24 protein-coding genes are annotated in these 25,893 nt (G+C 69.4%); 13 read left to right on the forward strand and 11 right to left on the reverse strand.

Annotated features, from left to right (window positions below):
- Positions 1–127 precede the first annotated feature (127 nt).
- On the forward strand, positions 128–895 hold the full coding sequence (locus U9J66_RS22765; RefSeq protein WP_161110861.1) for an alpha/beta fold hydrolase: 768 nt from the start codon (positions 128–130) through the stop codon (positions 893–895).
- Positions 896–929: 34 nt separating this feature from the next.
- On the opposite strand, the gene U9J66_RS22770 is transcribed toward U9J66_RS22765, so the two are convergent.
- Positions 930–1,373 (reverse strand): VOC family protein, encoded by a 444-nt coding sequence (locus U9J66_RS22770; protein ID WP_014908197.1) that lies wholly within the window; start codon positions 1,371–1,373, stop codon positions 930–932.
- A gap of 252 nt (positions 1,374–1,625) precedes the next feature.
- On the opposite strand from U9J66_RS22770, the gene U9J66_RS22775 reads away from it, so the two are divergent.
- Genes U9J66_RS22775 through U9J66_RS22785 form a run of 3 tightly spaced genes read left to right on the forward strand, consistent with a single transcriptional unit; the run spans position 1,626 to position 3,707 of the window.
- Positions 1,626–2,594 carry an ABC transporter ATP-binding protein gene (locus U9J66_RS22775; RefSeq protein ID WP_326338664.1) on the forward strand — a complete coding sequence of 323 codons (969 nt, stop codon included), beginning with the start codon at positions 1,626–1,628 and terminating at the stop codon, positions 2,592–2,594.
- Positions 2,591–3,448, forward strand: a complete 858-nt coding sequence (locus U9J66_RS22780) for an ABC transporter permease (protein WP_326338666.1) — start codon at positions 2,591–2,593, stop codon at positions 3,446–3,448. Before U9J66_RS22775 ends, U9J66_RS22780 begins: the two co-directional genes overlap by 4 nt.
- Entirely contained in the window at positions 3,438–3,707 is a 270-nt protein-coding gene (locus U9J66_RS22785; protein ID WP_014911179.1) for a helix-turn-helix transcriptional regulator, read from the forward strand. The genes U9J66_RS22780 and U9J66_RS22785 overlap by 11 nt, the downstream gene beginning before the upstream one ends.
- Before the next feature lie 93 nt (positions 3,708–3,800).
- Here U9J66_RS22785 and U9J66_RS22790 read toward each other — a convergent pair whose 3' ends face one another.
- Positions 3,801–4,466 (reverse strand): class II aldolase/adducin family protein, encoded by a 666-nt coding sequence (locus U9J66_RS22790; protein ID WP_014910374.1) that lies wholly within the window; start codon positions 4,464–4,466, stop codon positions 3,801–3,803.
- Between the two features lie 315 nt (positions 4,467–4,781).
- Here U9J66_RS22790 and U9J66_RS22795 point away from each other — a divergent pair, with 315 nt between their 5' ends.
- The 7 genes from U9J66_RS22795 (at position 4,782) to U9J66_RS22825 (ending at position 14,587) form a co-directional block, all read left to right on the forward strand.
- Entirely contained in the window at positions 4,782–6,308 is a 1,527-nt protein-coding gene (locus tag U9J66_RS22795) for an aldehyde dehydrogenase family protein (RefSeq protein WP_161110858.1), read from the forward strand.
- A gap of 173 nt (positions 6,309–6,481) precedes the next feature.
- Complete coding sequence (locus U9J66_RS22800) at positions 6,482–8,059, forward strand: GMC family oxidoreductase (RefSeq protein ID WP_017533015.1); 1,578 nt, start codon at positions 6,482–6,484, stop codon at positions 8,057–8,059.
- The gene (locus U9J66_RS22805; protein WP_017533016.1) at positions 8,056–9,222 is read left to right on the forward strand and encodes a quaternary amine ABC transporter ATP-binding protein; all 1,167 of its coding nucleotides are present in this window, start codon (positions 8,056–8,058) and stop codon (positions 9,220–9,222) included. The genes U9J66_RS22800 and U9J66_RS22805 overlap by 4 nt, the downstream gene beginning before the upstream one ends.
- 1 nt (position 9,223) lies before the next feature.
- A complete protein-coding gene (locus U9J66_RS22810) occupies positions 9,224–11,185 on the forward strand; it encodes an ABC transporter permease (RefSeq protein WP_326338668.1) in 1,962 nt (653 codons plus the stop codon).
- Positions 11,178–12,149, forward strand: coding sequence for a glycine betaine ABC transporter substrate-binding protein (locus U9J66_RS22815; protein WP_026124709.1), 972 nt, complete (start codon positions 11,178–11,180; stop codon positions 12,147–12,149). The genes U9J66_RS22810 and U9J66_RS22815 overlap by 8 nt, the downstream gene beginning before the upstream one ends.
- A gap of 138 nt (positions 12,150–12,287) precedes the next feature.
- A complete protein-coding gene (locus tag U9J66_RS22820) occupies positions 12,288–14,168 on the forward strand; it encodes an endonuclease/exonuclease/phosphatase family protein (RefSeq protein WP_161110856.1) in 1,881 nt (626 codons plus the stop codon).
- Between the two features lie 98 nt (positions 14,169–14,266).
- Positions 14,267–14,587 (forward strand): helix-turn-helix domain-containing protein, encoded by a 321-nt coding sequence (locus tag U9J66_RS22825; protein WP_326338671.1) that lies wholly within the window; start codon positions 14,267–14,269, stop codon positions 14,585–14,587.
- A gap of 63 nt (positions 14,588–14,650) precedes the next feature.
- Here the strand turns inward: U9J66_RS22825 and U9J66_RS22830 are convergent, their stop codons facing one another.
- Positions 14,651–14,899 carry a hypothetical protein gene (locus U9J66_RS22830; RefSeq protein WP_161110854.1) on the reverse strand — a complete coding sequence of 83 codons (249 nt, stop codon included), beginning with the start codon at positions 14,897–14,899 and terminating at the stop codon, positions 14,651–14,653.
- 174 nt (positions 14,900–15,073) lie between these two features.
- Here U9J66_RS22830 and U9J66_RS22835 point away from each other — a divergent pair, with 174 nt between their 5' ends.
- Positions 15,074–15,634 carry a hypothetical protein gene (locus U9J66_RS22835; RefSeq protein ID WP_326338673.1) on the forward strand — a complete coding sequence of 187 codons (561 nt, stop codon included), beginning with the start codon at positions 15,074–15,076 and terminating at the stop codon, positions 15,632–15,634.
- 75 nt (positions 15,635–15,709) lie between these two features.
- Here the strand turns inward: U9J66_RS22835 and U9J66_RS22840 are convergent, their stop codons facing one another.
- The 7 genes from U9J66_RS22840 to purS all read right to left on the reverse strand — a co-directional run bounded on the left by U9J66_RS22840 (position 15,710) and on the right by purS (position 23,549).
- Positions 15,710–16,966: an outer membrane protein assembly factor BamB family protein gene (locus tag U9J66_RS22840; protein WP_326338675.1), complete on the reverse strand. Its 1,257-nt coding sequence runs from the start codon at positions 16,964–16,966 to the stop codon at positions 15,710–15,712.
- A 49-nt stretch (positions 16,967–17,015) separates the two neighbouring features.
- On the reverse strand, positions 17,016–18,443 hold the full coding sequence (locus tag U9J66_RS22845; RefSeq protein ID WP_326338677.1) for a hypothetical protein: 1,428 nt from the start codon (positions 18,441–18,443) through the stop codon (positions 17,016–17,018).
- Between the two features lie 195 nt (positions 18,444–18,638).
- On the reverse strand, positions 18,639–20,933 hold the full coding sequence (gene purL / locus U9J66_RS22850; protein WP_326338679.1) for a phosphoribosylformylglycinamidine synthase subunit PurL: 2,295 nt from the start codon (positions 20,931–20,933) through the stop codon (positions 18,639–18,641).
- Positions 20,934–21,014: 81 nt separating this feature from the next.
- Positions 21,015–21,542: a hypothetical protein gene (locus tag U9J66_RS22855; RefSeq protein ID WP_042284306.1), complete on the reverse strand. Its 528-nt coding sequence runs from the start codon at positions 21,540–21,542 to the stop codon at positions 21,015–21,017.
- Positions 21,543–21,601: 59 nt separating this feature from the next.
- The gene (gene purQ, locus U9J66_RS22860; RefSeq protein WP_014913193.1) at positions 21,602–22,297 is read right to left on the reverse strand and encodes a phosphoribosylformylglycinamidine synthase subunit PurQ; all 696 of its coding nucleotides are present in this window, start codon (positions 22,295–22,297) and stop codon (positions 21,602–21,604) included.
- Positions 22,298–22,583: 286 nt separating this feature from the next.
- Positions 22,584–23,069 carry an ATP-binding protein gene (locus tag U9J66_RS22865; protein WP_017533028.1) on the reverse strand — a complete coding sequence of 162 codons (486 nt, stop codon included), beginning with the start codon at positions 23,067–23,069 and terminating at the stop codon, positions 22,584–22,586.
- Between the two features lie 237 nt (positions 23,070–23,306).
- A complete protein-coding gene (gene purS, locus U9J66_RS22870; RefSeq protein WP_014910038.1) occupies positions 23,307–23,549 on the reverse strand; it encodes a phosphoribosylformylglycinamidine synthase subunit PurS in 243 nt (80 codons plus the stop codon).
- Positions 23,550–23,825: 276 nt separating this feature from the next.
- On the opposite strand from purS, the gene U9J66_RS22875 reads away from it, so the two are divergent.
- Complete coding sequence (locus tag U9J66_RS22875) at positions 23,826–24,461, forward strand: sigma-70 family RNA polymerase sigma factor (RefSeq protein ID WP_017533029.1); 636 nt, start codon at positions 23,826–23,828, stop codon at positions 24,459–24,461.
- 252 nt (positions 24,462–24,713) lie between these two features.
- Here the strand turns inward: U9J66_RS22875 and U9J66_RS22880 are convergent, their stop codons facing one another.
- A complete protein-coding gene (locus tag U9J66_RS22880) occupies positions 24,714–25,781 on the reverse strand; it encodes a CPBP family intramembrane glutamic endopeptidase (protein ID WP_326338683.1) in 1,068 nt (355 codons plus the stop codon).
- Positions 25,782–25,893 lie beyond the last annotated feature (112 nt).

A 25,893-nucleotide genomic window follows, 5' to 3' on the forward strand; every position in this document is an offset into this window, starting at 1 on the left:
TCGGATGCCTCGACACTAGAGAGCGTGGCGGTCGATTCCCGTCCTCCACTCCACGCGGGCCCTGGAACCTTCTGGCCCTCCCGAAAGCACTACGGATAACCTGGCGTTCCGGCGACCCGGAGGTTCCATGGCTCTGATTCCGCTCCAGTACCGACTCGACGGCCCCGCCCACGCCCCCGTGGTCCTGCTGGTACCGCCGTTCGGCACGACGATGTCGGTCTGGGAACCACAGCTTCCCGAGCTCACCCGCGACCGGCGGGTCCTTCGGGTCAACCATCGGGGCCACGGACTCTCGCCGACGCCGGAGGGGCCCTACTCCGTCGAGGGTCTGGCCTTGGACGTGCTGGGGCTCTTGGGAGAGCTGGGCTTCGGTCGGGTGGCGGCGGTCGGGGCCGGTTTCGGATCCTCGCTCCTGCTGTGGATCGCGGCCAACTCCCCCCGCTCCCTGGACCGGCTCGCGCTGCTGGCGTCCGCGTCGCGCACCCCGCCCATGCACCACTGGGCCCGGGTCGCCGACCGGGCGCGTGAAGGTGGGATGGAGGCGGTGGTCGAGGAGGTGACCCTGCCCTGGTTCACCCCCGGCTTCACGGCCGACGCCCCCGAGGTGGCGGCTCTGCTCACCGATGAGCTCCGCGGGGTCGACCCGGTCGCCTACGCGTCGCTCTGTGACGCGATCGTCCATATGGATCAGCGCGACCTGGTCTCCGGTGTGCGGGTTCCGACCATGGTGCTCTCCGCCGCGCACGACCCCCTGCTCCCACCCGGACACGGGCGCAGACTGGCCGACGGGATCGCCGATTCCCGGTTCGAGGTGGTCTCCGGGGCGGCGCACCTTCTCGGTGTGGAACGCGCCGACCGGGTCAACGAGCTGCTGAGGGAGTACGTGGCCTCCTGAACGGCCGCGTTCCGGTCGGCCCGGGTCGGGCGGCTCAGCCCTCGGAGGACTCCATGTCCCGCACGGGTTCGTCCAACTCGACCATGGGGATCAGGGGCCGGTTGATCTCCAGGAGGTAGCCGTCCGGGTCGCGGAAGTGCGCGGCCCGGATGCCCCAGGCGGTCCAGTCCCGGGGCTCCATCACCTGGCGGGCTCCGCCGGCGGTCAGCCGCGCGGCCTCCTCGTCCACGTCGTCGACCTCGAAGATCACCGCGAGTCGATCCTGGTGGGGCAGTTCGGGGTCGGCCGTGTCGGTCTCCAACGCCTCGGCCATGACCTCGCGCTGGTTGAGGGCCAGGCGGGTCCCCGAGCGCACATCGAATTCGGCGTACCTGCTCTTCTCGTCGCCCCAGAGCACCGGGAGTCCGAGGACGTCGGAGTAGAAGTGGAAGCAGGCCTCGTAGTCGTTCACGAGAAGCCGGATGTAACTACAGCGCATGGGAGCCTCCTGCCGTGCGGGTGGGTGGTCGGCACCATTGTCATGTCCGAGAGTGGCGGATTCCCGGCTATCCGTACCCGCATCCCGGGTGGCCGAATGTGGTCACGTCCTTTCATTCCCCCATCGACCTGCGTGGACGGGTCCGGTTCTCTCTGATCTTCGCATGTGCTCGCCAACAGCGGCTGTACTCATAGATGTAGTACACCTACTATCAAAAGAAGAAGAGATCCTATGGATAGGAGGAGGTGCGCTATGGGAACACCGGTCACACGACGGTCCGAGGCCCTGGCCGCCGGAGTCGAAGCGGAGATCGTCCTGCGCGTCGAGGACCTGCGGATGAACTACGGGAGGAAGGAGGTCCTCAAGGGGATCGACCTCACCGCCCGGCGCGGCGAGATCATCACGCTCCTGGGTCCGAACGGGGCCGGGAAGACCACCACTCTGGAGGTCCTGGAGGGCTTCCGGCGCCGCTCCTCCGGGAAGGTCGACGTCCTCGGTTCCGACCCGGAACACGGGGACGAGGCCTGGCGGGCGAGGTTGGGCGTGGTCCTCCAGTCCTGGCGCGACCACGGCGCCTGGAAGGTCCGCGACCTGCTCCACCACTTCGGTCGCTTCCACGCCCCCTACTCCACCCCCGACCGGCTCCGCCCCTACGACACGGACACGCTGCTGGCCCTGGTCGGCCTCACCGAGCACGCGGGGCAGCGGATCAAACACCTCTCCGGTGGACAGCGGCGGCGCCTGGACGTGGCGATCGGCGTGGTCGGTCGTCCCGAGATCCTCTTCCTCGACGAACCCACCGCGGGCTTTGACCCGAAGGCCCGTCAGGCGTTCCACGACCTGCTCTTCCGGCTGGTCGACGAGGAGGACACCACGATCCTGCTCACCACCCACGACCTGGACGAGGCCGCGAAGCTCTCCGACCGCGTGCTCCTCCTCGCGGGCGGCAGGATCGTCACCGAGGGCAGCCCCGACGAACTGGCCGCCTCGGTGGCCGGGGACAGCGAGGTCACCTGGACCGTCGACGGGCGGCGTCACGTGCACGGCACGGACGCCCCGGCCCGGCACATCGCGGAACTGTACGCGGTGCACGGCGACGGGATCACCGACCTGAAGGTCACCCGGACGTCCCTGGAGGACGTGTACATGACCATGGTCCGGCGGTACGAGAGCGGGGACGCGGAGGTCGCCCCCGCCGACCTCGACGAGGAGAACCGATGAACCCCACTCTCAACGCGGTCCGCGCCGGTCTCTCCCGCGGTCGGATCGAGTACGGACTGTCCTTCCGCAACGGTCAGGAGCTGTTCGGCTACCTGTACATGCCGTGCCTGTTCCTGGGGTTGGCCCTCATCTTCCAGACGATGGGTCTGGGGGAGGGCGAGGTCCAGATGCCCGGGGCGTTCGTCCTCAGCGGCGGGTTGGCCTTCTCTCTGACGATCCTCGGTATCGCCACCGTCCTACAGACCCTGGCGAGCGAACGTGAGGACGGGACGCTACTGCGTGCCAAGGCCGTCCCCCGCGGGCTCTTGGGCTACACCGTCGCCAAGTCCACGCACATCGCGGCCGTGGCCGTCACGATGGCGCTCCTCACGGTGGTGCCGGGGCTGCTGCTCGTCGACGACTTCGGTTTCGAGCGGTGGACCGACGTGCTGGTGCTGCTCTGGGTGTGCGTCCTCGGGGTGCTCGCCCTCGCGCCCATCGGCGCGATCATCGGCGCTCTGGTCGGAAACGCCCGAACGGGTGTCTCTCTGGCGATGCTGCCCACCGTCGTCGTCCTGATGTTCTCCGGCCTGGTCATGCCCTTGACACTCATGCCCGACTGGATGTTGGACATCGGCCGTCTCCTGCCGGTGTACTGGCTCGGCCTGGGGCTTCGCGCCGCCCTCCTGCCGGACTCCTACGCGGCCTTCGAACTCGCGGGTTCGTGGGAGTTGCCGTTGGTCGCCGGTGTCCTGGCAGGCTGGGCGGTGGTCGGACTCCTCCTCGCACAGTGGGTGCTGCGGAGGATGGCCCGGAAACAGTCGGGGTCGAGGGTCCAGGAAGCCCGGGAGAAGGCGATGAAGCGTGCCTGGTGAGAAGAGCGTCGGTCGCCGTGACAAGGCGTCCACCGAGATCATCCACAACCGGATCGCGATGCTGCGGGCCGAACGCGGGGTCTCCCGTCGGCAGCTGGCGGAGGCCCTGGGCGTCCACTATCAGACCGTCGGCTACCTGGAGCGGGGCGAGTACAGTCCGAGCCTCCACCTGGCGCTGCGGATCTCCCGCTACTTCGAGGTCCCCGTGGAGGTCGTCTTCTCCATCGAGCCCTTCCCCCGTATCGGCCACCGACCGTAGATCCCCCGACCCGACCGGAACGAGGGGTCGGCCTTCACGGGAACGGGGCCCGCGACATCGTCGCGGGCCCCGTGGGCTTCGGTGGGGGAGGAACTAGAGGAAGGGGTCGGGTCCGGCCCAGCCGTAGGTGTCGCGGTGACGGATCTCGGCGAGCTCCTCCTCGGACAGCACGCGCGGTTCGCCGACCTGACGGGCGCGCAGGTAGGTGCCACTGAGCCAGTCGAGCAGCCGCAGGTTCTCCAGGGCGTGCTCCAGGTTCCGGCCGAGGGCGAGACCTCCGTGGCCGGCCAACAGGGCGGCGTCGCGCCCCTTGAGGGCCTTGACCGCCTGGTCGGAGATGTCGCCGGTGCCGTAAGGGGCGTAGGGGGTGACGGCGACGGCGCCGCCCAGACCGGCGGCGCGGTGGTGGATGGGAGGGAGCTCGACCAGCACGGTCGACACGGCCACGGTGTCGATGGTGAAGGCGTTGACGACCGCGCCGACGTCGCGACCGTGTTCGGCCGCGTCGCGGTGGACGGCCAGGTGGAGGGTGGCCTCGGCGGCGGGGTCGCGCCGTCCTTCCAGCACACGGTCGTCCAGGGACATGACGGGGCAGTCACCGGGGCCGAGCTGTTCCAGGGGGATTCCGTGCGGGGTGACGACCACGAGGTCCCCGCTGCGAACGCTGATGGTGCCCGCCTCGCCGGGCGCGGTGCCGGGGTGTCGGGCGATGGACCGGGCCGTCAGGCAGACGTCGCGACGTTCTTGTTCGAGCAGCATGCGTTCCTCGATCGGGTTCGCGGTCGGCACTCCAAGGGGTGCCCCGGATGAGCGGGACGAACCGACTTAGGTACACCTAAATGTACGTCAAAGTCTCGTTCCGGTATTCCCCAGTGCGGTGTGTTCCAAGACCGTGAGCGCGGGGTGGGACGTAGGTCTGTCCTCGAAGGGCCGGTGATACAGACCACCAAGGGGTGTCCCATAGTCCACCGGTCGGCGTTTCGCCTGATCAGTGATGCCTATGGCAACGTTGGGGTGAGTGTGACTTATGAGACGAGGCAGTTTGTGACTACCGATCTTGGGCAAAAGGGATCCGTGAAGCACCCTTACGTAACCCTGCCGTCCGCGCCGTACCTGGCAGAGCCCGGTTCGGCCACCGCCACCAGCCTCTACATCGACGGTGAGTGGCGAGCGGCGAAGAACGGGCGGGTCCGGGAGATCCTGGACCCCGCCGACGCCTCCGTCCTGACCATCGTCAGCGAGGGCGGAAGAGCGGACACCGAGGCGGCCATCGCCGCGGCCCGACGCGCCTTCGACACCGGTGAATGGCGTCGTACCTCCGCGGACGAACGCGGACGCGTCCTCGAGAAGATCGCCGACCTGCTCCAGCGCGACCGTGAAGAGATCGCGATCATGGAGTCGTTCGACACCGGCAAGACCATCGAGGAAGGCGGGATCGACGTCGACGACGTCACCAACGTCTTCCGCTACTACGCCGGTCTCGCCGACAAGGACGCGGGCCGTCTGGTCTCCGCGCCCGAGGGCGTCCACAGCAAGATCGTCTACGAGCCCGTCGGTGTCTGCGGCATGATCACGCCGTGGAACTACCCGCTGCTCCAGCTCGCCTGGAAGATGGCCCCGGCGATCGCCGCCGGCAACACCATGGTGATCAAGCCCAGTGAGGTCACCCCGGTGACCACCGCCAAGCTGGTGGAGCTGTCCACCGAGGCGGGCATCCCCGCCGGTGTGGTCAACCTGGTGATGGGCAGCGGCCCCGACGCGGGCGCGCCCCTGTCCGAGCACCCCGATGTCGACCTGGTCTCCTTCACCGGTGGCCTGGTCACCGGGCGCCGGATCATGGCGGCCGCCTCCGAGACGGTCAAGAAGATCGCCCTGGAACTGGGCGGGAAGAACCCGAACATCATCTTCCCCGACGTCGACCTGGACACGGCCGTGGACTACGCGCTCAGCGCCGCGTTCTTCCACTCCGGCCAGGTGTGCTCGGCCGGCGCGCGACTCATCGTGCACAACGACATCCACGACGCCTTCACCACCGAGCTGGCCCGCCGCGCCGAGGCCATCCGGATCGGCCGAGGCCAGGACGAGGGCGTGCGTTGCGGGCCCCTGGTCTCCGCCGAGCACCGGGCCAAGGTCGAGAAGGCCGTGGCCCGAGGCGTGGAGGAGGGCGCGCGGGTGATCGCCGGAGGCAGGCGCCCCGACGACCCCGGGCTCCAGGACGGCTACTTCTACCGTCCCACCGTGTTCGTGGACTGCGACCGCGCCATGGACATCGTGCAGACCGAGGTGTTCGGTCCGGTCGTGACCGTCGAGCGCTTCGAGACCGAGGCCCAGGCGATCGAGCTGGGCAACGACACCGACTACGGCCTCTCCGGCGGCGTATGGACCGACGACACCGCCCGTGGTGAGCGTGTGGCGGCCGCCCTGCGCCACGGCACCGTCTGGATCAACGACTACGGGCCCTACTTCCCGGGTGCGGAGTGGGGCGGCTTCGGTCGTAGCGGCGTCGGCCGCGAGCTCGGCCTGGCCGGTCTCGACGAATATCGCGAGGCCAAGCACATCTATCGGAACCTGGCTCCCGAACCGCAGCGCTGGTTCGGCTGACCTTCCCAGGCCCCGGGGTTCGAACGATCCCGGGGCCCCGCCCGTTCGGGGGCACGAGCGCTTCCGCCGTGCCCTCGGCCGGGCCTTTCCACGAGAAGAAGAGACACCCGACGCAGCACAGGTCGGTTTCCCCCGACGCCCCCCATGCGTGACACAACGAGAGGAACCGGGTCGTGTCCAACGAAGAGACCGTGTACGACTACGTCATCGTCGGTGGTGGCACCGCGGGTTCGGTGATCGCCAACCGGCTCACCGAGGACCCCGGCACCACCGTCTGCGTGATCGAGGGCGGACCCGACGACCGGAACCTGGAGCACGTGCTCCGACTCCGCGACTGGCTGAGCGTCCTGGACGGTGAACTCGACTACGGGTACACCACCACCGAGCAGCCCAACGGCAACTCGCACATCCTGCACTCGCGCGCCCGGGTCCTGGGCGGCTGCTCCTCGCACAACACCCTGATCAGCTTCCGGCCTTTCGCCGAGGACCTCGACGAGTGGGTCGCCGCCGGCGCCGAGGGCTGGGACAACGCCACCGTGCAGTCCTACGCCGACCGGATCAAGTGCAACATCATCCCGATCGCCGAGAAGGACCGCAACGACATGGTCAAGGACTGGGTGTCCTCGGCCTCGGAGGCGGCGAACGTCCCGGTGATCGAGGACTTCAACGCCCTCACCTCGCACGGCGACGGTTTCTCCGGTGGCGCGGGCTTCCTGTCCATCGCCTACGACCCCTACACCGGCTACCGCTCCTCGGCCTCGGTCGCCTACATGCACCCGATCATGGACGTGCGCGAGAACCTCACCGTGCTGCTGGAGACCTGGGTCGGACGGATCCTCTTCGACGGCGACCGCGCCACCGGGGTCACCGCCACGACCAAGGACGGCGAGCGGATCACCGTCAAGGCCCGTCACGAGGTCATCGTGTCGGCCGGCGCGATCGACAGCCCCCGACTGCTGATGCTGTCCGGTGTCGGTAACGCCGAGGAGCTGGGCGCCCTGGGCATCGAGTCGCAGCACGACCTGCCGGGTGTGGGGGAGAACCTCCAGGACCACCCGGAGTCGATCATCATGTGGGAGACCACCCGTCGGATCCCCGAGAACACCGTGATGGACTCCGACGCGGCCCTGTTCGTGCGACGTCACGAAGGCGACGACCCGCGCCCGGACCTGATGTTCCACATCTACCAGATCCCCTTCGACGACAACACGAAGCGGCTGGGCTACGACTCGCCCGAGGACGGTTACGCGGTCTGCATGACCCCGAACATCCCCCGGTCCCGCTCCCGAGGCAGGCTCTACCTCACCAGTGGCGACCCCGAGGCCAAGCCCGCCCTCGACTTCCGCTACTTCACCGACCCGGAGGGCTACGACGAGCAGACCATCGTGGACGGCCTGAAGATCGCCCGCGAGGTCGCCGAGACCGAGCCGTTCAAGTCCTGGATCAAGCGCGAGGTCGCCCCCGGGCCGAAGGTCCGGACCGACGAGGAGCTCTCCGAGTACGGCCGTCGCGCCGCGCACACCGTCTACCACCCGGCGGGCACCTGCCGTATGGGCGCCGTCGACGACGACGCGGCCGTGGTCGACCCCCGCCTGCGCGTGCGCGGGCTGAAGGGGCTGCGCGTGGCCGACGCCTCGGTGTTCCCGACCCTGCCCACCCCGAACCCGATGGTCATGGTGCTCGCGCTCGGGGAGCGCGCCGCCGACCTGATCCGCGAGGATCGGCGGGCCGAGGAAGGTGAGGCCCGATGAGCGCGCAGACCGCCGAGGAGAGCACGCCCCCGGGCGCCACGGACGTCACCTTCTCCGTCCGCAACCTGTGGAAGATCTTCGGTAAGAACGCCGACAACGTCATCGGCACCGAACTGGAGCGGGCCGACCGCGACCGCATCAAGGAGGAGACCGGCTGCACCGTCGCGGTGCGCGACGTCTCCTTCGACGTGCGCCCAGGCGAGACCTTCGTGGTCATGGGGCTGTCGGGGTCCGGCAAGTCCACGCTCATCCGCTGTCTGACCCGCCTGATCGAGCCCACCTCGGGTTCGGTCCTGCTCGACGGCGAGGACATCGGGGACGCCTCCGACCAGCGTCTGCGCGAGCTGCGTCGGCGCAAGATGGCGATGGTCTTCCAGCATTTCGGACTCCTGCCCAACCGCAAGATCATCGACAACGTCGCCTACGGGCTGGAGGTGCGCGGAATGCCGCGCGCCGAACGCTACGAGCGGGCCCGCGAGATGATCGAGATGGTCGGCCTGAGCGGGTACGAGAGCTCCCGTCCCGGCCAGCTCTCCGGAGGTATGCAGCAGCGCGTGGGCCTGGCCCGCGCCCTCGCCGTCGACCCGCAGGTGCTGCTGTTCGACGAGCCGTTCAGCGCGCTGGACCCGCTGATCCGCCGCGACATGCAGAACGAGGTCGTCCGGCTCCAGAAGGAGCTGAACAAGACCTCCGTCTTCATCACCCACGACCTTCAGGAGGCGCTCAAGCTGGGCGACCGCATCGCGATCATGCGCAGCGGAGAGATCGTCCAGGTGGGCACCCCCGAAGAGGTGGTCGGTCGTCCGGTCAACTCCTACGTCGCCGACTTCACCTCCGACGTGGCCCGCACGACCGTGCTCACCGCCCGATGGCTGGTCCGCGACGCCTACCCGGAAGAGCGCACCGACGGCCCGACCACCGAACCCGGCACCGTCCTGGCGGAGGTCCTGCCGATGCTCGCCGCGAGCACCGCCCCGGTCCGAGTCGTGGAGGGCGACACCCTCCTCGGCTACGTGGGCCGCGACGACGTACTGCGCGCCATCGCGGAGGATCAGCTGGAGGGCTCCGAGCAGGTCGACGCGATCGTCGAGGAGACGGTGGAGGAGATCTCCGACGACGTCGTCGACCCCGGGGGCGCCGCCTCGACGGGGAACGGTGGGTGACATGGCCACGGTGACCGAACCCGCCGGCACCAAGGAGGCCGGCACGGAGAACACGGAGAACGGCGACGGCGGGCTTCTGCGCAGGAGCTGGTTCCAGGCCCTGCTGGTGGTCGTGGTGCTGATCCTGGGCTACCAGCTGACCCGCCTGATGGGCTCCCCGTCCTGGGCGGGCGGCTTCCCGGGCGCCACCGGCAGCGCCTTCATGGCCTGGCTCGACGGTGTCTACGCCTGGATCGTCGCCAACCGCAACGACAGCCCGCTGTTCCTCTACTTCTTCAACTACATCTCCGTGGGCCTCGGATCGGCCGTCGTGCTGATCAACCAGGTCCTGAACACGTTCACCTGGCTCGGCGTGACCGTCATCGGCGTGCTCGCCTCCTGGCGGGTCGCGGGATGGCGGGTGGCCCTGCTGGTCCTCGCCACCTTCGCGGTGTTCGCGCTGACCGGGCTGTGGAACGAGTCGATGACGACGTTGTCGCTCATCATCACCTCGGTGTTCATCGCCCTGCTGTTCGGCATCCCGCTCGGCATCCTGGCCGGTCGGAGCGAGGGGTTCTACCGGGCCATCCGTCCGGTGCTGGACTTCATGCAGATCATGCCGGCCTTCGCCTACCTGCTGCCGTTCGTGCTGCTCTTCGGCATCGGTAACGCGTCGGCCGCCGTGGTGACCGCCGTCTACGCGCTCCCGCCGGTCGTACGGATCACCGCGTTGGGCATCCGCGAGGTGAACAAGGGCGCCATCGAGGCGACGACCTCGTTGGGCTCCACCCCGTGGCAGATCCTCACCAAGGTGCAGCTGCCGCTGGCCAAGCGCACCATCCTGTTGGGCGTCAACCAGACCATCATGCTCGCGGTCTCCATGGTCGTCATCGCCTCGGTCATCGGAGCGGGCGGTCTCGGCGACGCCATCTATCAGGCGCTGTCCAAGATCAACGTCGGTCAGGCGTTCCAGGCGGGTCTGGCGATCGTCATGCTCGCCATCGCCATGGATCGGGTCACCGGCGCGGTCGGCCACGGAGCGCACACACCGCGGATCGAAGCACGTTATCGGCTGCCGCTCCTGGGCGGCATGCTCGCCGCGGCCGTCGCGGCGATGGTCGTGGGCCGTCTCCTCGACCTGGGAGGCTGGCCGCGCGACCTGTCGCTCCGGATCGACATCCCGGTGAACGCCTTCGACAAGGCGATCGAGGCGGCGATCGGCCCGGCCGCCGCCGCTCTGGGCTCCTGGACACAGAGCTGGATCCTTGGACCGCTCGACAACCTGCTCAGCGGATCGCCGTGGTGGTTGGTGACGCTCGCCGCCGCCGCGCTCGGGCTGATCTTCGCGGGCAGGCGGGTCGCGGTGATCTCCGCGCTCTGCTTCATCGCGATCGGCCTCCTGGGTGTGTGGGACAACGCCATGGCCACGCTCTCCCAGGTGCTGGTGGCCACGGTGGTCACCATCGCGCTGGGCGTGGTCCTCGGTGTCCTGATGTCGCGCAACGACGTGGTCGCCGTGGTGTTCCGCCCCGTGCTCGACTTCATGCAGACCCTGCCGCCGTTCGTCTACCTGATCCCGGCGGTGGCCCTGCTCGGACTGGGCCCCGTGCCCGCCCTGGCGGCCGCGGTCATCTTCGCCCTGCCCCCGGTGATCAGGTTGGTGAACGACGGTATCCGCGGGGTGCCCGAGGGCACCCTCGAAGCCGCCGTCTCCCAGGGCTCCACGAAGTGGCAGCTGCTCACCAAGGTGGAGCTGCCCATGGCGCGCGGCTCCCTGCTGTTGGCGGTCAACCAGGGCATCATCCTGGTCCTGTCCATGGTGGTGATGGGCGCCCTCGTCGGCGCCGGCGCGCTCGGTAACGACGTCGTCCTCGGGCTGGCGCAGAACGAGCTGGGCCTGGGTATCGCCGCGGGCCTGGCGATCGTGTTCCTGGGTCTGTTCCTGGACCGGGTGACGCAGGGAAGGAGGGCACCCCGTGCCTAGGTTTCTGAAGAGGGGCGTCCTGCTCCGGTCGCTCGCCGTGGGGTTGGCTCTGGTGATGGTGAGCTCCTGCGCGGTGCGCACCGATCAGATCGCCCGCGACCCCAACACCGTCCGGATCGCCGTGAACGGCTGGGTGGGCTACGAGGCCAGCGCCGAGGTACTGGCCAACATCCTGCGGGAGGAGATGGGCTATGAGGTCCAGCTCATCCGCGTGGACGAACAGCCCTCCTGGCAGGCGCTCGATCAGGGCGTCATGGACGTGATCGTGGAGAACTGGGGCCACGAGGAGCTGTTCGAGCTGTACGGACCCGACGGCAACGGCACCGCCGTGGACGGCGGTCCCAACGGCAACGAGGGTGTGATCGGCTGGTACGTCCCCGCCTACCTCGCGGAGGAGTACCCGGAGATCACCACCCTGGAGGGTCTGAAGGCCAACACCGACCTGTTCCGGACGGCCCAGACGGGCGACAAGGGCGAGTTCCTGGCCGGAGCCCCCGGGTTCGTCAGCCAGGACCAGGGGATGATCAACGCCTTCGACCTCGACCTCGAGATCGTCTACGCCGGGTCGGAGGCCGCGCAGATCACCGAGGTGCGGCGCCGTTACGCCAACGAGGAGCCGGTGCTCTTCTACTTCTACGACCCGCAGTGGTTCCAGGAGGAGGTGGACCTGGTCAAGGTCGACTTCCCCGACTATCACGAAGGTTGCGACGCCGACCTGGACGACGTTCCCTGTGACTACCCGGTCTACGACCTGAACAAGATCTTCAGGGCCGGTTTCGTGGAGGAGGACGACTACGCGTACCGCTTCCTCGACAACTGGAAGTGGACCAACTCGCAGCAGAACGAGGTCGCGCAGATGATCGCCGACCAGGGGATCTCTCCGCCCGAGGCGGCCGAGATCTGGGTGAGCGAGAACCGCGACGTGTGGGAGAAGTGGCTTCCGGAAGGCCACGAGACCCGCTGACGCGTGGACGACGAGTGGGGGCGGCGACCGGTGTGGTCGCCGCCCCCACCCGTGCCCGGGGTCTTCGCCCTTGCCACGGGCCGGGGGAGAAGGTGAGAATCCTTCGGAACCTCGCCTGCCCCCACAGAGCGGAGCACCATGCGTCAGGGACGCCTCGCCACACTCCTCGGAACCGTCCTGCTGCTGGACGTGCTCCGGGTCTTCCTCCCCTCGCTCATCACCCTCTTCGGGCAGGCGGGCTCGACCGGCCCCGAGGTCATGGGCGCCTACGCCCTCGCCTGGTTCCTGCTCCCCTTCCCCGCCGTACTCCTGACCCGGCGGGTGCCGCCCGCCACCCTCGCCCTGGTCACGGCGGGCCTCCTCGCGATCGGTCGGATCGCGCTCCAGGCCACCGAGGGAGGAGACCCCCAGCTCTACCTGTCCTCGGCCCTCGTGGGGCTGGGCGTCGTCTGGCTGACCTGCGTCGTGGCCGCCACCGCCACCGACGGTCGAACGAACGCGCACGAGGTGATGATCGGCGTGGTCGCCGGTACGGCCGCCTCGACCGTCGCGCACACGGCGCTCGGCACCGTCGACCCGCTCTGGCGCGAGGGCGTCCTCGTCTGGACCGGGGTCGTGGTCGTGTGCGCGGCCTTCCTCGCCGCGTCCCTGTGGACCCTGCGGGCCGAGGCGGGAGAACCCGCCCCCGTCGGCCCCCGCGCCTGGCTCTCCCTGGGGCCTCTGCTCTTCCTGACCGGCCTCTACACCGCCAACCCGGCCGTGGCCCGCACCCTCGCCGAGACCCCCTACGCGTCGGTCGTGATCGCGGTCGTCGCGGTCCTGTCCGTCGCCGTCACCGCCCGACCCCGCGCCTTCGTCCCGGGCCCCCTCGTCCCCTTGACCTTGATGCTCGTGGTCCTGACGGCGTTGTCGCTCGCGTCCTCACTCGACGGCGACGTGCCCGGAGTGCCGCCCACCTGGACCTGGGCGCTCCTCGTCCCGGGACAGCTCGCCCTGGCCGCCTGCGCCGGGCTGGCGGTGTCCCGCCCCGCCCCTGGGGCCACCGCGGCGCGCACCGGGACCCTCGCCGCCTCGGGGCTCCTGCTCTTCGTCGTCCTGGTGTTCGCCTTCTACGCCGCCTACGACCTGCACATCCCCAACACGTACGTACCGTTCCTCGCTCTGCTCCTCCTCGCCGCGGCGCTCCCGCTCCGCCCCGGAACGGACACGACCCCACCGGCCCGGACCATGCCCGGGGCCGTCGGCGCCGCCGCCCTCGCCCTGGTCGTCACGCTCGCACCCCTCTTCGTCCGAGCCGAGACCACCCCCGCCGAACCCGGCTCCGAGGGCCTACGGGTGGCCGCCTACAACGTGCGCATGGGGTTCGGCATGGACGGACGCCTGTCCACCGCCGAACAGGCCGAGACCCTGCGCGCTCTGGACGCCGACGTCATCGCGCTCGGCGAGGTGGACCGGGGCTGGCTGCTCAACGGAGGTCACGACCACCTGTCTGCGCTCGCCGAACACCTGGGCATGACCGCCTACTGGGGGCCCGCCGACGGCCCGTTCTGGGGAGACGCCCTGCTCACCGACCTTCCGGTCACCGAGGTGCGCGGCCACACCCTTCCCGCGAGCGGACCCACCGGCGCCCAGGCTCTGGAGGCGACCCTGACCTGGCGGGGCGCCGATGTCACGGTGATCGCCACCCACCTGCAACCCGAGGGCTACGACCTGGCCGACCCGAGCTCCCGAGCCCAACTGGCCGCCCTCATGGAGATCGCCGAGACCGCCCACGGCCGCGGCACGCCCGTGGTGGTCGCGGGCGACCTCAACCTCGAACCCGAGGACCTGCCCTTGGGGGAGACCCTCCACGACGCCTTCGCCGACGCGCGCCCCTTCCCCACCATGGTCGCCGCCGCCCGCTCCGAGCAGCAGATCGACCACATCCTGGTCACCGACGACTGGAGGCCGAGCGACCCCGCCGCCCCGGACGTGCCCCACTCCGACCATCGCCCCATCGCCATCACCCTCCACCCCTGACGGTGACGGAGCAGGGTTCTCCCGATATCCCCGAACAGGGGCTTTAGGATCTTCTCGAACCCTGCACCGCATGGGGAACGGCGAGAGGCGGACGAGGCATGAGCATGGGCCGAAGCCGGCGTGACAGCGGCCATCTGGAGAAGGCCGTCGAGACCTCTGGCGGGGTGGAGCGGTTCGAGGCCGAGGTCGCCCGTTTCCAAGACCAGGCCAGGGCTTGGCGTCTGGTCGAGATGCGGAGGCATCGAGGGCTGGGGCAGGCCGAGGTGGCGCGTCGAATGGGGGTCTCGGTCTCCAGGGTCTCCCAGATCGAATCCGGTGACATCTCGACCCGCGATGTCCTCGACCGTTACGTCACGGCCTTGGGCGGAACACTCGTTCTGGTGGCCGACTTCGGGGACGAACAGCTGAAGGTCGGCTGAACGGAGAAGGGGGAGGCCGGAGCGGCTCCGGCCTCTACCGTCCTCTTCGCCCGACGGTGTGGATCAGTGGTGCGGGCGCTCGTAGTGGAGCCGCCGGTTCACCCAGTAGACGTTCACACAGGCGGCGACGAAGCCCGCGCCGAGGAGCACCGCCAGCCAGAGCTGGTCGGTCCAGAGCACGGCGGCGATGGTGCCCAACAGGAGTACCAGGGCCCCGAACACCGCCAGGACCCGCCGGAAACCCAGGGCGCTGGCCGGGCGGTCATGGCTGCCGAGCGCGCCCTTCAAGCTGCCACGTCTGGCGCGTTCCATCTTCCTCCACCTCCTCCTAGTAGTCCTACCCCAGTGGGACCGGGTCCTTCCTCCGGGGTGCCCTTCAGGCAGGGGCCGTTAACGCGCACGGCGGGGGAGGGGCGGTGCGCGGTGGGCCCGTCTCCTTCAACAGAATGGGGTGGACCTTCCGACCATCGCCCCCGAAGGAGCAGCTTGTTCCGCCACCCGGGCCGCGGGCCCGCCTTCTCGATCATCGCTCTGTCGATCGTCCTGGCTCTGGCAGGTTGCTCCTCCGCCGAACCCGAGCCCCCACCGGACACCGAGTACGCCTCCGAACTCGTCTCGGTCTTCTGGGTCGAACGTCAGGTGCGGGTGGTCACCCTGGACCGGATGTTCGACGAAGTGGGATCGGACGAGGTGCTCGTGAACATGGGCGGTGCCCGTGAGCTCCTGTTCGACCAAGGGATCATCGTCCCCGAAGGAGGGGGTGACGCGGACGTGGACTGGGAGGCCGGCTACCAGGACGGTGACCTGGACGGGTACGTCGTCGAGCTCGACGAGGACGCCTGGGACACCACGATCGACTTCAGCCGGATCGACGGCGCCCTGAACGACGCCATGTACCACAACGAGGTCACCTGGTGCGGGGACGACGTCACCGGCGAGGAGTTCGTCGACGCCTACATGGACGAGCACCAGGGGGCCTTCGACACCCACGACGCCTACGAGGCGAGCGTCGCCGACCACGTCGACTGCGGCGACGGAAGGATCTGACCCGCCCCGAGGACGGAGAGACCCGCGCCCGCCCGAGGGACTCGGGCCGGCGCGGGCGGGTTCATTCGTAGGTGCTCACCTGAGCGCCACGACGCCCTCGATGGTGTCGATGCCGGCCCCGCGTTCCACCGGGACATAGGCGATGACCGACCCGGGCACGGAGAGCAGCCGACCGGGATCGAGACTGCTCGCCGTGGCGGTGGTGGTCGCGGTGATGACGTCCTCCGCGCCCTCGTCGTCCCAGGGGGTCACCACGACGTCGATCGCGTCCTCGTCGGAGCCGCGTTCCATGTCGATGGTGAGCAGGTGGTCGGGCAACCCGACGGCGGTCTCCGGTGTGTCTCCGGAGAAGCGCCCGTCGGGAAGGGTGACCGAGGAGAGCACCTCTCCGTCGAAGGTCCGCAGCTCGTGGCTCGGATCCTCCGCCAGGTGATCCGGACCGGCGAGGTAGGTGCCGTCCCCGAGCTCCAACACCGGTTTCGGGGACTCGGCGAGGACCTCACCATCGGCGGGGTCGATGATCGTCCACCCCTCCTCACCCGGAAGGTCGGCCACCAGGCGGCCCTGGAGGAGCTTCGCCTCCGCCAGGCCTCGGCCCTCGGTGTCCTCGGCCTCCCGACGCCAAAGTTCCTCGCCGTCCTTCGGGTCCAACGCCACCAGGGCGTTCACCGTGTCGGGGGCGGGAACGCGGAGCGCGTCCTCGGAGGTGTCCTCCGAACAGTGCAGGAGCAGGACGATCGCCTCGGGGAAGGAGAGCGTGGTGATCGTCCGGGAGGGTCCGCCTTCGGAGCAGGTGAGGGACTCCTCCTGCCGCCAGAGGGAGGCTCCGGTCTCCAGGTCGGTCACCTCGTGGAGGGCTTCGGTGGCCTCGCCTTCACGGTGGAACAGGAGCTCGCCGTCCAGAAGACGACCCGCGCCGTTCCAGTCGAGGTCCCGGGCCGCGGCCTCCCCGGTAGAGGTGTCCAGTAGCAGGGCGGGCTCGTTCGAGGCCGAGACGAGGACGCGTTCCCCCGAAGGAGAGAAGGAGGCGGAGAACCCCTCCGCCTCGGGCGTCTGGTAACGCCACAGTTCGTCGCCGGTGTCGCCGCGCAGGCCGACCAGTCCGTCCGTCAGTTCGATGATGGTCCCGGTCGGTCCCGCGTGCACCTTCGAGACACGTTCGCCCTCGCTGGGACTCCACCCCCAACCGACCTCGCTCACGGAGACCACGGCCTCGGGCGTCGTCGGCGAACCGTCGGCGACCCGGTGGATCACGGACCCACCGGAGCCGGTACAGGCAGGTGTCGCCAGGGCCAGGCAGAGCGCGGTCGCGGAGATCCTCCGTTTGTTCATATCGCGGGTTCTCCTCGTGATGCGGGGGTCGAGTGACGGGGGCGCGTCGTCATGCGAGGCCGATGAGGTGGCCCTCGGAGCCGGGCCGATAGAGGACCACGCTTCCAGGGGTCTCCACGAAGACCCCTCTCCCGCTCTGGACGATCGCTTCGACCTTCTCGGACCCGATGGCCCGCGGCGGGGTCTTGCCCTCCCAGGGGAGGAAGAGGACCGTTTCGTCGATGTTCCTCTCCGCGCACTTGTCGACGCATCCCGGCGTGACGACTCCGCCGTCGAGGGGGAGGGAGTAGGAGGCGCTCCCGGCCGGTCGGATCCGGTGGTATTCGAAGGGGTCGCCGCTGAGAGGGTCTTCCGTCGAGGTTCGTCGAAGGATCTCTCCGTCTCCTGTTCTCGTGTTCGTGAACTCGGGGAGGCCTGTGCTCCCGGGTGTCTTTTCGGAGACGACGACGTTCTCGTCGTCGAAGTCGATGATCCTGCCCGGTCCCTCGTCCCTCTGAAGACTCCGGAGGTCATCGTGGAGGACCTCTCCCGTGGCCGGGACGAAGAGGGTGGAGCCGGAGGTCGTCTCGGCCAGGAGCGCGCTCTCGTCACGAGAGACGTTGATACCGGCGGAGTAGGGGACGTCGATCTCCGAGCGGGTCTCCCTCTCGAGAAGGAGATCGTCCTCGACGGTCCAGGAGACCTCTCCGTTCCACGCGTCCAGGACGACGAGATTCCCCGGTGAACGCGGAGCGTCGGGTTCACCCTCCTCTCGATGCTCCTCGCACAGTTCGGCCATGACGTAGTGTTCGCCGCTGGTCGCCACGGAGTAGTCGGCCGTGTCTCCGAAGGTGTTCGATCCACGGAGCGCCTGGATCTCGCAGCCCCGCTCCGGTAGGTGCTCCCAGGCGATGTCCCCGCTGTGCAGGTCGCGGGCGACGATGCCGCCGTCCCGGGCCTCGATCCAGTCGTGGTCGGACAGGTTCAGGAGACTCGGAGGTTCGGAGTCGAGGGGGTATTCGTATCTCTCCTGGATCTCTCCGGTACCGCTGTCCAGCAGGGAGACTCGGTTCTCGCCCTCACGGACCTCCGCGATGACGGCGGAGCGCCCATCGGGGGTGACCGACGCGCTGACATCGGAGCCATCGAGGTCGCTGAGATAGCCCCAGAGCTCCCCGCCGGTGGTCCCGTCGAGTCCGATGACGCCTCGTTCCATGACCACGACCGGTCCGGCGAGCCCGGGCATCACTGTGACGATCGAGTGGTCCTCGGGGGTGTCCCATTCCCAGGCGATGTGGTCGATCTCGCGAGGAACGTCTCCGATCTCGGGCTCTCCGTCGGAGGTGAAGTGTTCGTGGTCGCGGGGCAGGAGCGTGAACACGCCGATCCCGACGATGAGGGCCAGCGCGGCCGCGACCGCCAGGGCCACCTTCCATCGGGTGATCCACGCGATCGGTCCGTGTCCGTCCTCGCGGCGCTTTCGGGGGGTCTCGTTCATGGTCCGGGGGATGTCCTCGTCGTCCGTTCGGGGGCGGTCGATCCGGCGGAACGGGCGAAGGGCGCTGGACGCCGTTCCGGCCGGAACCGCGGTCGTACGATCCCATAGCGTCGCGAAGGGGACCCGGACGGCCTCCCTCTTCAAGACATGCGAAAGGGGGCGCCCCGGCCGGGACGCCCCCTCGGTCGTTCGGTTCTACACGCCGTCCATCAGGGCGGGCAGGGCCGCCTCGTAGGAGGAGCGCAGGTCGTCGAGGTCGACCTCCACGGAGCCGCCGGGGTGCTCGACCACGAGGGCGTCGCCGCCGACGGTGCCGATCCGCCGGAGCGGAACGCCGTGCTCGGCGGCCAGGGCCGTGAACGCCTCCGCCTGCTCGGGGCCGACCGAGACGATCGCGCGCGCGGCCGACTCGCTGAACAGTTCGGTGAACACGTCCTCGGTGACCTCGACCCGGATGCCCCGGCCACCGCGCAGCGCGGACTCGGACAGCGCGACACCCAGGCCGCCGTCGGACAGGTCGTGCGCGGCCGTGGCCAGGCCCCGCTCGGCGGCGGTGGCCAGGACCTCGCCCAGCGCGGCCTCGGCGGCCAGGTCCACCTCGGGCGGCAGCCCGCCCAGGTGCTCGTGCACCACGTCGGCCCAGGCCGAGCCGCCGAACTCGGGGCGGGTCTCGCCGAGCAGGAACACGTGGGCGCCGTCGACGTCGAAGCCCGAACGCAGACGGGCGTTGACGTCGTCGATGACACCCAGCACGCCGATGACCGGGGTGGGGTTGATCGCCACGTCACCGGTCTGGTTGTAGAAGCTGACGTTGCCGCCGGTCACCGGGGTGCCGAGCTGCTTGCAGGCGTCGGCCAGACCGCGGGTGGCCTCGGCGAACTGCCACATGACCCCGGGGTCCTCGGGGGAGCCGAAGTTGAGGCAGTTGGTGACGGCCAGCGGGCGGGCGCCGGTGGAGGCGACGTTGCGGTAGGCCTCGGCGTAGGCCAGGCGGGTGCCCGTGTAGGGGTCGAGTCGAGTGAAGCGGCCGTTGCCGTCGGTGGCCAGGGCCACGCCCCGGTCGGAGTCGTCGGCGATGCGGATCATGCCGGAGTCGTGCGGGGTGGACACGACGGTGTCGCCGCGCACGTAACTGTCGTACTGGCTGGTGACCCAGGTCGGGTCGCCCACACCGGGGGCTCCGAGCACGCGCAGGAGCTGTTCGCGCAGTTCGGTGTCGTCCTTCGGGCGGGGCAGTGCGGCGGCGTCGTCCGACTGGAGGGCGTCCTGTGAGTCCGGGCGCGCGTAGGGGCGCTCGTAGACGGGGCCCTCGTCGGAGGCGGTCCTCGGCGGCATGTCGACGACGGTCTCGCCGTGCCAGGTCATCACGAGGCGGCCACCGCGTTCGGCCTCCTCGGGGGTCACGTCGGTGACCTCGCCGATCTCGGTGGCGAGGATGCCCCACTTGTCGCAGACGGCCAGGAAGGCGTCCATCTTGGCGGGCTCGACGATCGCCATCATGCGCTCCTGCGACTCGCTCATGAGGATCTCCTCAGGCGTGAGTCGGTGGTCGCGCAGCGGGACCCGGTCGAGCTGGATCCGCATTCCGCCGGTGCCTCCGGCGGCCAGCTCGGTGGTGGCGCAGGAGACGCCGGCGGCGCCCAGGTCCTGGATGCCCACCACCATGTCCTCGGCGTACAGCTCGAGGCTGCACTCGATGAGGAGCTTCTCCATGAACGGGTCGCCGACCTGGACGCTGGGCCGCTTGGCCTGCGACTCGTCGTCGAAGGTGGCGCTGGCCAGCACCGAGGCGCCTCCGATGCCGTCGGGACCGGTGGTGGAGCCGAACAGGACCACCTTGTTGCCGGGGCCGGGGGCCTGGGCGAGCTTGATGTCCTCGTGCTTCATGACGCCCACGCACAGGGCGTTGACCAGCGGGTTGCCGATGTAGCCGGGGCCGAAGCCGATCTCACCGCCGATGTTGGGCAGGCCCAGGCAGTTCCCGTAGAAGGAGATGCCCGAGACGACGCCGGGCAGGACCCGCTTGGTGTCGTCGGCGTCGGCGGGGCCGAAGCGCAGGGCGTCCATCACCGCGACGGGGCGGGCGCCCATGGTGAGGATGTCGCGGACGATGCCGCCCACACCGGTGGCCGCGCCCTGGTGCGGTTCCACGTAGGAGGGGTGGTTGTGCGACTCGATCTTGAAGGTGACGGCGTTGCCCTCGCCGACGTCGACGACGCCCGCGTTCTCGCCCATGCCCACCAGCAGGGCGTCGCTCTCGGGGGCCTTCTCCCCGAACTGGCGCAGGTGCACCTTGGAGGACTTGTAGGAGCAGTGCTCGCTCCACATGACCGAGTAGATCGCCAGCTCGGCCGCGGTGGGTCGGCGGCCCAGGATCTCGCGGACCCGCTCGTACTCGTCCTTGGCCATGCCCAGTTCGGCGTACGGCTGAGGGGTGTCCGGGGTGTCGTGCGCCGTGGCGACGGTGTCGAGGCCGGGTACTTCAGACATGCGGTGGTTCCGTTCGGGTGTCGCGGAGTTGCGCGGGTTCTTCGGGCCGGGCCTTGGCCGTGTCCGCCGCCCGGTGTCGGATCAGTAGGCGGGCATGCCCGCGTTGCCCAGCATGAGGACCGGCACTGCGCCGGCGGCCGGGGCGGAGGAGTCGGCGACCAGGGTCTCGCCGTCGGTGAGGACGGAGTCGGCGAGTGCGATGTCGTCCGAGGATTCGGCGTTCTCGGGGAGCTCTTGGCGCCAGCCGTTGCCGAGCAGGTGTTCGTACACCGTCTCGACGGCCTCGTTAGCGTCGACGTCGAGTTCTTCGCCCTCCTCGCCGGCGATGAGGATCAGGCGGAAGCACTGGCCCTGGGCGCAGTGCGCCTCGTCCTGGTCCACGTAGGTGAAACCGGACGGGGGGCTGCCGAGGGCACCGACCTCCGGCGGCGGTTCGGGCTGTTCGCCCTGCGCCTGGGGCGGGGGCTGTTGCCCCTGCGCCCCGGGCGTGGCCACGGGTGCCGAGTTGAACGACTGGAAGAGGCCGATGGCCCCGGAGACCACGAGGCCGATCACGACCAGTCCCACCAGGACGTACATGGTCTTCCGGGAGCGCAGCAGCGCCATCATCGCGAGTCGTCCCCCTGTCGGGTGAGGTCGGTTCGGCGGTCGCGCCGATCCGGTGTGCGTCAGGCGTGGGCCGGGGTTCCGGCCGCCAGGTGTCCGAGGATCGAGGTGAAGAAGCCCAGCCCGTCGGTGGAGGGGCCGGTGAGCGCCTCGACGGCGTGCTCGGGGTGGGGCATGAGCCCGACGATGTTGCCGTGCTCGTTGGTCACCCCGGCGATGTCGCGGCGGGAGCCGTTGGGGTTGGAGCCGACGTAGCGGGCGATGACCCGGCCTTCGCCCTCCAACCGGTCGAGGGTCTCCTCGTCGGCGACGTAGCCGCCCTCGCCGCTCTTGAGGACGACCAGGATCTCCTGCCCCTCGTCGTAGGAGCTCGTCCAGGCGGTGTTCGTGTTCTCCATCCGCAGGACCTGGTCGCGGTTGACGAACCGCAGGGAGGAGTTGCGGGTGAGGGCACCGGGCAGCAGGTGGCTCTCGCACAGGATCTGGAAGCCGTTGCAGATGCCCAGGACCGGGAGGGCGCCCGAACGCGCCGCCGGGATCAGTTCGGACATCAGCGGGGCGAACCGCGCGATGGCTCCACAGCGCAGGTAGTCGCCGTAGGAGAACCCACCGGGCAGGACCACGGCGTCGACCCCCTTGAGGTCGGCGTCCGCGTGCCAGAGGGAGACGGGCTCGGCACCCGCCAGGGACACCGCGCGGGCGGCGTCCTTGTCGTCAAGGGTGCCTGGGAAGGTGACGACGCCCACACGGGCTGTCATGAGCACACTCCGGGGTTGTTGTTCGACGGGGAGGGGTCGGTGCCTGGCCCCGTCACGGGAACGGAGCGTCCGCTACCCCCGCAGCGTACCCGCTCACCTGTACTCGGGTACGACCGTCACCCCTTTCCGAGGCGGTGCTCCTGTGCGATCCTCCCAAGGAACCCCCTTCTGGGAGGGGTGGAGGTGTACGACCGGACAGGTCCGTGGGATGCGTCACGGCGTCCGGAGGGCGGGGTACCGCGCCCCGTGTGGACGGTCCACGGGGCGCGGGGCCGGTGCGGGGGCATCAGGACAGGGCGAGCTGTCCGGACGAGGATCGGTGGTCCCGCGGCGGTGCCCCGTTCGCGGCCGGGTCGCACGCGGTGAGGCGTTTGCGCAGGACGACGGTGGTGTGCGGTTCTCCGTGGAAGGCGACCTCGTCCATGAGGTACCGCATCAGCAAGATGCCCCTGCCCGATTCCGATTCCAGACCCGGGAGGGGCGTGCGGTCCGAGGTGAACCTCGCGGCGAGCGCGCCGGGGTTCGGCGCTCTTCCGGTATGGGAGATCCGGAGTCCGCACCAGCCGGGGGCGAACTCGGCCCCGACCTCGTAGTCGGCGGCGGGGTCGCCGTGCTCGACCGCGTTCGCACAGGCTTCGGAAGCGGAGAGCAGGATGTCGTCCACGCAGGCCCGGCACATCCCCATCCTGTCCAGGAGGGCGCCGAGCACGTCGCGTACGACGGCGACCGTGTACGCCTCTCGGGGGAGGGAGATCGAGAAAACGGTGTCCATCCGTGTACCTCTCGTGCTCCGTGTCGGTGACCGTCTCGGCACGTTAGGGAGCCTTCCCGAGGTCGCTCCGGGTAAAACGAACAGCCGCGCCCTCGGGGGACGCGGCCGAACAAGCCGGACACTTCCGGCACGTGGGACCAACGGTGTGTCCGTTCCCGCCGTCCGATTACCCGTCGAAGGGCGGTCCCCGCCGGTGAGGGCGGGGAAGACCGGGGCCGTTGGGGAGGTCGAGACCGATCAGGCGGGACGGACCTCGAAGTCCTCGATGACGGTGTTGGCGAGCAGGGTCTCGGCCAGACGACGGACGTCGGCGAGCTTGGCCTCGTCCACCTCGCCCTCGACCTCGACCTCGAAGCGCTTGCCCTGGCGGACCTGTTCGACCCCCTCGAAGCCGAGTCGGGAGCAGGCCCCGGCGATGGCCTGGCCCTGAGGGTCCAGGATCTCGGGCTTGAGCATGACGTCAACCACGACGCGGGCCACAGGTCCTCCACAGGAAAAACGGGTATGCCACTGGATCCACCGTCCGAAGGGCGCCTCGTCGGGACGCGCCTGGTGGCGACGTCAGCGTATGACACCGGAGGACGGTGTCGCGTTCCGGCCAGTCGCCACGCGGGACTTTTACCGCACACTTACGGGTATCGGGGACGGTTTCGGTACGTTCGTGACCCGTATCACGGACATTGATGTCATCATTGGGAAGGTGAAGCTGCGTCTAACAAGGTGGAAGTGATCGTTCGGTCGTCCCTAGGGGGAAACTTGACGACTCTCGAGAAAGATCAGACCTCCACGGCCGGTGGAGCCCGCGACGAGGGCCAGACACTGGACTTCGCCACCGCGGTCACGCCGTTCGCAGACCAGCTCTACCCGACGGCTCTGCGTATGACGCGCAATCCGGCCGACGCCGAGGACCTCGTGCAGGAGACCTTCACGAAGGCCTTCGCCAATTTCCATCAGTTCCGGGCCGGCACCAACCTGAGGGCCTGGCTTTACCGGATCCTGACCAATACCTTCATCAACGGCTACCGCAAGAAGCAGCGGGAGCCCCGTCAGGAGACCACCGACGAGATCAAGGACTGGCAGCTCGCCGCCGCCGAGGCGCACACCTCCTCGGGAATGCGGTCGGCCGAGACCGAGGTCCTGGACCACCTGCCCGACTCCGACATCAAGCAGGCCCTGGCCCGTCTTCCGGAGGAGTTCCAGGAGGTCATCTACCTCGTGGACATCGAGGGCTACGCCTACAAGGAGGTGGCCGCGCGCATGGGGACCCCGCTGGGCACGGTCATGTCCCGCCTGCACCGAGCCCGCCGTCAACTGCGCGAGATGCTCGCCGACTACGGGCGTGAGCGTGGTATGAGGGTGCCCGCTCCGAAGGCGCGTACAGCGGCCGAGTGAACGGCCGTTCCGGGCCCGAGGAGAGGGTGGACGAGGGCCCGGGAAGAAGGCCTGGACGAACGCCTTCGCGGCGTTCGGAAAAGGCCGTGACCCCTCTTTCTCCGGACGTTTCCCGGACCGACCGGGAACGACCCCCGAAGAGGCGACGACGAACACGCCTCCGCCGTTATCCGAACCTCCGGATACGGCGGCGAAGGGCGGCCGTCCCCGCGAATGCGTGCGCCCCCTCCGCCTTTTCCCCGAAACGACCCGTCACCGTTCTCGCGGGGCCTCGTGCGTCTCCCTTTCCGAAGGTGTGAGCGCGGGTCCCGTTTCCCGTGTGCGCGCCCACACCACGATGGTGATCAGGATCAGAAGGACGCAGGGCACGAGCATGATCGCCGAGCCGGCGCCCACCGAGCGGTCCATCCCCTCGACGAGGTCGCTGCGGGTGACGAGCGTCAGCAGGAAGGCGATCGTGTTGTTGACCGCGTGGACGACCACCGCCACCTCCAGACCTCCGGTCCGCCACGTGATCAGGGCCAGGGTCACGCCGAAGGTGAGGTAGTAGAGGTTGAGCCACGGATCCAGGGCGAAGTGCGCGAGCATGAACAACAGACCGGAGACAGCGACACCGAGGAGGAGCGCGGCGCGCGGGCCCTTGCCCCAGCTCGCGGCGACCCGGAAGGCGAGACCGCGGAAGCCGTACTCCTCACCGGCCGACTGCAACGGTGTGAGCAGGAGGACGATGCCGAACATCAGGACGAGGTCCGAGGGCCGCCACACCCCCTCCGGCATCGGGGTGAACATCGAGAAGACGGTCATGTAGACCGCCCAGATGGGCAGGATCACCAGGAACGCCCGGCCGAAGACCGCCGGCCTGAAGACCGACAGCACCGAGTGCAGCGAGGCCCCCTTCACCCCGTAGAGCCATCGCTGGATCAGCATGCTCCAGGGCACCAGCAGGGCGAGCCCGATCAGGGCCGACGCCTGGGTGGCCGGGGTGAACTCGTCGCCGCCGAGGAGCACGCTGGGGCGGCCGAGCGCCATGTCGACGAGCGATCCGAGGATCGTGAACCCGAACGAGAAGGCGAGCATTCCGCCGAAGAGCAGGACGAGCGCGGCGATACCCCGCCAGATCCGGCGCCGGTCGTCGGCGAGGACCCGGTGGTACTCCACTCCCGGCGGGACGGGGCGAGGGCCCCGTCGTCTCGGGGCCGGAGCGGCGGCCCCGACGGGGGCCGAGGGCGCGTGGCCCGTCGGGTCGATCCCCGTCGGGGGGAGGCCTCCGGCCGGTTCCGGTGAAGGTGTCGGGGTGCTGCGGTCTTCTTCGCGGTCCATGTCTCGAATCTAGATTTCCGAGGACCACCGCGAGTAGTGGCGCGCGTAACCGGTCGTCTCCGTGTTCCTCATCGGACCGGTGATGACGGATGTCATGCGTCGATCCGAGCCG

The sequence above is a fragment of the Nocardiopsis sp. LDBS1602 genome (assembly GCF_035818715.1).
GTDB classification, from domain to species: Bacteria; Actinomycetota; Actinomycetes; order Streptosporangiales; family Streptosporangiaceae; genus Nocardiopsis; species Nocardiopsis alba.